The organism is Rudaea sp. (assembly GCF_036383415.1).
Classification (GTDB): domain Bacteria; phylum Pseudomonadota; class Gammaproteobacteria; order Xanthomonadales; family Rhodanobacteraceae; genus Rudaea.
Map to the genome: position 1 here is coordinate 1 of NZ_DASVOK010000303.1, position 5,978 is coordinate 5,978.

General features: G+C 66.2%; 7 protein-coding genes. 1 reads left to right on the forward strand and 6 read right to left on the reverse strand.

Features of this window, described 5'->3' with window-relative positions:
- From ribB to glyA, 6 genes are all read right to left on the reverse strand, one after another.
- Positions 1-817: 3,4-dihydroxy-2-butanone-4-phosphate synthase (gene ribB / locus VF497_RS11410; protein ID WP_330888771.1), on the reverse strand; the 817-nt coding region annotated here is incomplete at its 3' end.
- The gene (locus VF497_RS11415; protein WP_330888773.1) at positions 807-1,643 is read right to left on the reverse strand and encodes a CPBP family intramembrane glutamic endopeptidase; all 837 of its coding nucleotides are present in this window, start codon (positions 1,641-1,643) and stop codon (positions 807-809) included. The genes ribB and VF497_RS11415, both read right to left, overlap by 11 nt.
- A gap of 1 nt (position 1,644) precedes the next feature.
- Positions 1,645-2,235 carry a riboflavin synthase gene (locus VF497_RS11420; RefSeq protein WP_330888774.1) on the reverse strand — a complete coding sequence of 197 codons (591 nt, stop codon included), beginning with the start codon at positions 2,233-2,235 and terminating at the stop codon, positions 1,645-1,647.
- Positions 2,236-2,238: 3 nt separating this feature from the next.
- On the reverse strand, positions 2,239-3,333 hold the full coding sequence (gene ribD, locus VF497_RS11425; protein WP_330888776.1) for a bifunctional diaminohydroxyphosphoribosylaminopyrimidine deaminase/5-amino-6-(5-phosphoribosylamino)uracil reductase RibD: 1,095 nt from the start codon (positions 3,331-3,333) through the stop codon (positions 2,239-2,241).
- Positions 3,333-3,860, reverse strand: coding sequence for a transcriptional regulator NrdR (gene nrdR, locus VF497_RS11430; protein ID WP_330888778.1), 528 nt, complete (start codon positions 3,858-3,860; stop codon positions 3,333-3,335). The genes ribD and nrdR overlap by 1 nt, the downstream gene beginning before the upstream one ends.
- A 5-nt stretch (positions 3,861-3,865) precedes the next feature.
- Positions 3,866-5,119, reverse strand: coding sequence for a serine hydroxymethyltransferase (glyA, locus tag VF497_RS11435; RefSeq protein WP_330888780.1), 1,254 nt, complete (start codon positions 5,117-5,119; stop codon positions 3,866-3,868).
- A gap of 137 nt (positions 5,120-5,256) precedes the next feature.
- On the opposite strand from glyA, the gene VF497_RS11440 reads away from it, so the two are divergent.
- A partial coding sequence (locus VF497_RS11440; RefSeq protein ID WP_330888782.1) for an ATP-binding cassette domain-containing protein occupies positions 5,257-5,978 on the forward strand: 722 nt, incomplete at its 3' end.

Consider the following 5,978-nt stretch of genomic DNA (forward strand, 5'->3'; position numbering starts at 1 on the left):
AGCCCGCGGGCGTGTCGGCGAGGTGCAGCACGTCGCTCAGCGTGTCGCGCACGTGCACGCGCGCGAGCACGGGCTCGCCATCGTCGACCTTGCCGCGCACGAGGGCGAAGTGCGGCAGGTTCGACAGCGCATCGCGGTAGCCGACCAGACGGAACGGGCCGAACTCGGTCTGCACTTCGCGCTCGAACGCGCGCGCGACGGTCTTCTCGGTCTGCAGGCGATGGCGGATCAGGTCGGCGATCGTGCCGACCTTGAGGCCGTGCTCTCGCGCAAACGCGATCAGCTGCGCGCCGCGCTTCATCGTGCCGTCGTCATTGACGATCTCGACGAGGATGCCGGACAGCATCGGCAGACCCGCGAGTCGAACCAGATCGATCGTCGCCTCGGTGTGGCCGGCGCGCGTCAGCACGCCGCCCTCGCTGTAGCGCAGCGGGAAGATGTGGCCGGGACGCGCGAAATCGGCCGCCTGCGAGGTCGGATCGGCGAGCGCGCGGATCGTGCGCGCGCGGTCCGCCGCGGAGATGCCTGTGGTGGTGCCGTGGCGATAATCGACCGAGATCGTGAATGCGGTGCGATGGCTCTCGCTGTTGTCGGTCACCATCTGCGGCAACTGCAATTCCTCGAGCCGCGCGCGCAGCATCGGCTGGCAGATGATGCCGCTGGAGTGGCGCACGATGAAGGCGATCGACTCCTCGGTCACCGCCTGCGCGGCCATGATCAGGTCGCCTTCGTTCTCGCGATCCTCGTCGTCGGCGATGATGACCATGCGCCCGGCGCGGATGTCGGCGACGATGTCTTCGATGGGGTCAAATTGCATGAGTTCGTTTCCAGAAGGTCGGCACGCAGTGCCCGCGCCGTTGCGCGTAAATCAAAAACACGGCCGCCACGATAGCGCAAAGCGCAACGCTGACGAGCGAAGCCTCGATGCCGAACGCGCCGCCGGTCAGCCAGTTCGGACCCACCAGTTCGGTGCGCAACAGGCCCTGCCCCGAATGCCCTGAGTCGGCGATGCCGAACAGGCCGGTCTGGGTGAAATTCCATGCGCTATGGATGCCGGCCGTCCACCACAGCGAGCGGGTAGCGACGTAAACCGCGCCGAGCATCACCCCGCCCTCGATGCTGAGCGCGGCGATCGACAGTGGCGTCGCGCCCGGATTGCCGATGTGTAATGAAGCAAACAGCAGCGCGGACAAGGCGATCGCGGCAAAGCTGCCGAGCGTGTTTTCCAGGTTGCGCAGCACGACACCGCGCGCAACGAGTTCCTCGAACGTGCCGGCAAGGATCACCACGCCCGGCAGGCCGGCACGCGCGAACGCACCACCCGCGTCGAACTTTGCAGCGCCCGAAATTGCAAGCGCAGCGACGACGCTGCCGATCAGCAGCGCGCCGAGCGCAAGACCGTACAACGCCCCGCGCGCGCGCCGCGGGGCGAGTTCGTCCGCCGCGCGTCGCGCGACGAACCGCGCGTAGAGGTTGTACACATTGCAGGCGGCCACCGCCGCAACGAGCGCAAACAGCGCGCCCCAGATCGCGTCGAGACGATAGACGACCTGCATCGCGAACCGGTACGCCGCGTTGAACGGCAGCGCGAGGATCACGAGTTCCGCGATCAGTGCGCCGATGGGATGGCGAAGCCAGCGCATGTCAGCCGCGAAGCAACCGCTCGACGTAGCGCGCGATCAGGTCGACTTCGATATTCACCGCGTCGCCGACACGCCGGTCCTTGAACGTCGTCACCGCGATCGTGTGCGGAATCAGATTGACGCCGAAGCGCGCGCCGTTGGTCTCGTTGACCGTCAGGCTCGTCCCGTCGACGCAAACCGAGCCCTTGCCGGCGATGTACTTCGCCAGTTCGGCGGGCACTTCGAAGGTCCAACGTTGCGAGCGTGCGTCGGGTTCGATAGCGAGCACGCGGCCGATGCCGTCGACGTGGCCCGAGACGAGATGGCCATCAAGTCGGTCGGTCAGGCGCAACGCTTTTTCGAGATTCACTCCCGAACCCGGCTGCAGCGTGCCGAGACTCGTGCGCGACAAGGTTTCGTTCGACACGTCGAACGCTAGCCGCGTCGCGTCGATCGCGACCACGGTCAGGCAGACGCCTGCCACGCTGATGCTGTCGCCGAGCGCGATGCCGTCGACGCCGAGGCCACCCGCGTCGACCACGAGTCGCACGTCACCGCCACGCGGATCCAACGACGCGATTTTCCCCACTGCTTGAACGATGCCGCTGAACATGAGCTATTCCCGATACAAAATCCGCGTGTCGCCACCGATCTCGCGCCGATCGACTGCATGCAGGCGCTTTGCCTGCGCCATTTGCGCCAGGTCCGGTGCCCCGAGCAAGGGCCGCGCCTTGTCGCCGAGCACGACCGGCGCGGTATACAAAAGCAACTCGTCCACAAATCCACTCTGCAGCAAGGCGCCGCACAGTGTCGGTCCGGCTTCGACCTGCAACTCGTTGACACCGCGACGGCCGAGTTCCTGCAATACCTGCAGCAAGTCGAGACGACCGTCGTGAATGTCGATCGCAGCCAGTTCAACCTGGCCGAAATCGTCGTGCGCGGACTTCGCGCCTGCCGCATGAAAAATCAGCGTCGGCACGCTGCCGTCGAGCACATGCGCGCTGCGCGGCGTGCGCAATCCGCGGTCGAGCACGACGCGCAGCGGCGCGGCGTGCGCCGAATTCAAACGCAGCGTCAGGCGCGGATCGTCGGCGAGCACGGTGCCGCTGCCGGTCAGGATCGCCGAGCTGCGCGCGCGCCAGCGCTGCACGTCTTCGCGCGCGGCTTCGCCCGTGATCCATTTCGACTCGCCATTCGCGAGCGCGGTGCGGCCGTCGAGACTCATCGCCAGCTTGATGCGCACCCATGGCCGGCCGCGCTCGACGCGCGAGAAGAAGCCGCGGTTGAGCTCGCGCGACGCCTCGCGCATAAGGCCCGATTCCACGATGATGCCGGCCGCGCGCATGCGCTCGATGGCGCCACCTTCGCGCTGGAACGCGTCCTCGGCGGCAATGACGACGCGCGCGACGCCAGCCGCGATCAGCGCATCCGCGCATGGCGGCGTGCGCCCGTGCAGTCCGCAGGGTTCGAGCGTGACATAGGCCGTGGCTTCTCGCGCACGCGCGCCTGCGTCGCGCAGCGCGAAGACTTCGGCATGTGCCTCGCCTGCGCGTTCGTGCCAGCCTTCGCCAACGATTTCCGCGCCATGCGCTATCACGCAACCCACGCGCGGATTCGGCTGCGTCGTGTACAAACCGCGCTCGGCCAGGCGCAGCGCACGCGCCATGTGCGCGTGGTCGATGGCGGAGAAAGCGGCACCCGCAGCGGACATCAGCGCTTCTTGTTCTTCTCGATCGGCACGACCACGTCGCCGAGCAGCGGCAGTTGCAGGCCCTCGATCGCCGGCAGGTCGCGTTCGAGCTTCTCGATTTCCTCGCGGAACGCCTGCACGTCCTCGAAACTGCGATAGATCGAGGCGAAGCGCACGAAGGCGACCTGATCGAGCTTCTTCAAGGCGCGCATGACGAGTTCGCCGATGTGCCGTGAAGGCACCTCGCGATCGCTGTTCTTGCGCAGATCGTCGATGACCGTGCGTACCGCGGCATCGACCAGGTCACGCGCGACCGGGCGCTTGTGCAGCGCCAGGTCGAAGCTCGTGCGCAACTTGCGCTCGTCGAACGTCTCGCGCCGCCCGTCGTTCTTGATCACGCCCGGCAGCTTGATCTCGGCCGTCTCGAACGTGTTGAAGCGTTCGCCGCAGCGCTCGCACTCGCGCCGGCGCCGGATCGTGGCACCGTCGTCGGACACGCGCGAATCGATCACGCGCGTATCGGTGTGCTGGCAGAACGGGCAGTGCATCTACCTCAGCCGTAGACCGGAAATTCTTTGCACTGCTTCTCGACGTTGCCGCGCACGCCCGCGATCACGCGTTCGTCGTTCGGCGCGTCGAGCACGTCGCAGATCCAGTTGGCGAGGGCGACGCACTCGGGTTCCTTGTAGCCGCGCGTGGTCACTGCCGGCGTGCCGATGCGCAGGCCCGAGGTGACGAACGGCTTCTGCGGATCGTTCGGCACGGCGTTCTTGTTGACCGTGATGTGCGCCTTGCCCAAAGCCGCTTCCGCGTCCTTGCCGGTGACGCCCTTGCCGATCATGTCGACCAGCATCAAATGGTTTTCGGTGCCGCCCGAGACGATCTTATAGCCGCGCGCGATGATCGCCTTGGCCATCGCCTGTGCGTTCTTCACGACTTGCTGCTGGTAGGCCTTGAATTCGGGCTCGAGCGCTTCCTTGAACGCGACCGCCTTGGCTGCGATCACGTGCATGAGCGGGCCGCCCTGGATGCCGGGGAAGACGATCGATTGCAATTTCTTCTCGATCTCCTCGCCTGCACCCTTGGCGACGATGATGCCGCCGCGCGGACCGCGCAGTGTCTTGTGCGTGGTCGAGGTGACGACATGCGCATGCGGCAGCGGATTCGGATAGACGCCCGCGGCAATGAGACCGGCGACGTGGGCCATGTCGACGAACAGGTAGGCGCCGACCTTGTCCGCGATCGCGCGGAAGCGCGCCCAGTCGACGACTTGCGAGTAGGCACTGAATCCGGCGACGACCATCTTCGGCTTGTGCTCGAGCGCGAGCCTCTCGATCTCGTCGTAGTCGATCAGGCCGCGCTCGTTCACGCCGTACTGCGCGGCGTCGAACAGCTTGCCCGATGCGTTGACCTTGGCGCCATGGGTGAGATGGCCGCCGTGCGCGAGCGACATGCCCAGAATGCGATCGCCCGGATTGAGCATGGCGAAGTACACGGCCTGGTTCGCCTGCGAGCCCGAATGCGGCTGCACGTTGGCGTAGTCGGCACCGAACAGCTGCTTGACGCGCTCGATCGCGAGGCGCTCGGCGATGTCGACGAATTCGCAGCCGCCGTAGTAGCGCTTGCCCGGATAACCCTCGGCGTACTTGTTCGTCAGCACCGAACCCTGCGCCTCGAGCACGCGCGGACTCGCGTAGTTCTCCGATGCGATCAGCTCGACGTGGTCCTCCTGGCGCTGCTTTTCCGCCGCAATCGCGCCGGCCAGTTCGGGGTCGTAGCCTTCGATCTTCAGGTTTGCGGCAAACATCGGACAGCATCTCCGGGGCAAGGGCCGGTTATTTTACGGGTTATTGCGGCCTTCGGCACGGCAAAACATGGCGGCGGCGGCGGCCATCGGCGATAATGGGCGGCTCAGACGCAACAACCCGCCCGCCAGAGAACCCCATGCAATACATCTACACCATGATCGGTGTGTCCAAGGTCGTGCCGCCGAAGCGCGAGATCATCAAGGACATTTCGCTTTCGTTCTTCCCCGGCGCCAAGATCGGCCTGCTCGGACTCAACGGCGCGGGCAAGTCGACCGTGCTGCGCATCATGGCCGGCGTCGATACCGAGTACAACGGCGAGGCGCGGCCGCAGCCGGGGATCAAGATCGGCTATCTGGCACAGGAACCGCAGCTCGATCCGGAAAAAACCGTGCGCGAGTCGGTCGAGGAAGGCTTGAGCGACATCACTGACGCGCAGAAGCGCCTCGATGAGGTCTACGCGGCCTATGCCGAGGAAGGCGCGGACTTCGACAAGCTCGCCGCCGAACAGCAGCGTCTCGAAGCGATCCTCGCCGCTGGCGACGGCCACACGCTCGAGCGCACGCTCGAAGTTGCCGCCGACGCGCTGCGCCTGCCGCCATGGGATGCGCAGATCAAGACCTTGTCGGGCGGCGAGAAGCGCCGCGTCGCGCTGTGCCGCCTGCTGCTGCAGAAGCCCGACATGCTGCTGCTCGACGAACCGACCAACCACCTCGACGCCGAATCGGTCGAATGGCTGGAACAGTTCCTCGCCCGCTATACCGGCACCGTGGTGGCCGTCACCCACGATCGCTACTTCCTCGACAACGCCGCCGAGTGGATCCTCGAACTCGACCGCGGCCGCGGCATTCCGTGGAAGGG

Coding starts and splice junctions, on each gene's coding strand:
- glyA (WP_330888780.1), bottom strand. CDS start 5,119: ATGTTTGCCGCAAACCTGAAGATCGAAGGCTACGACCCCGAACTGGCC.
- VF497_RS11415 (WP_330888773.1), bottom strand. CDS start 1,643: ATGCGCTGGCTTCGCCATCCCATCGGCGCACTGATCGCGGAACTCGTG.
- ribD (WP_330888776.1), bottom strand. CDS start 3,333: ATGTCCGCTGCGGGTGCCGCTTTCTCCGCCATCGACCACGCGCACATG.
- VF497_RS11420 (WP_330888774.1), bottom strand. CDS start 2,235: ATGTTCAGCGGCATCGTTCAAGCAGTGGGGAAAATCGCGTCGTTGGAT.
- nrdR (WP_330888778.1), bottom strand. CDS start 3,860: ATGCACTGCCCGTTCTGCCAGCACACCGATACGCGCGTGATCGATTCG.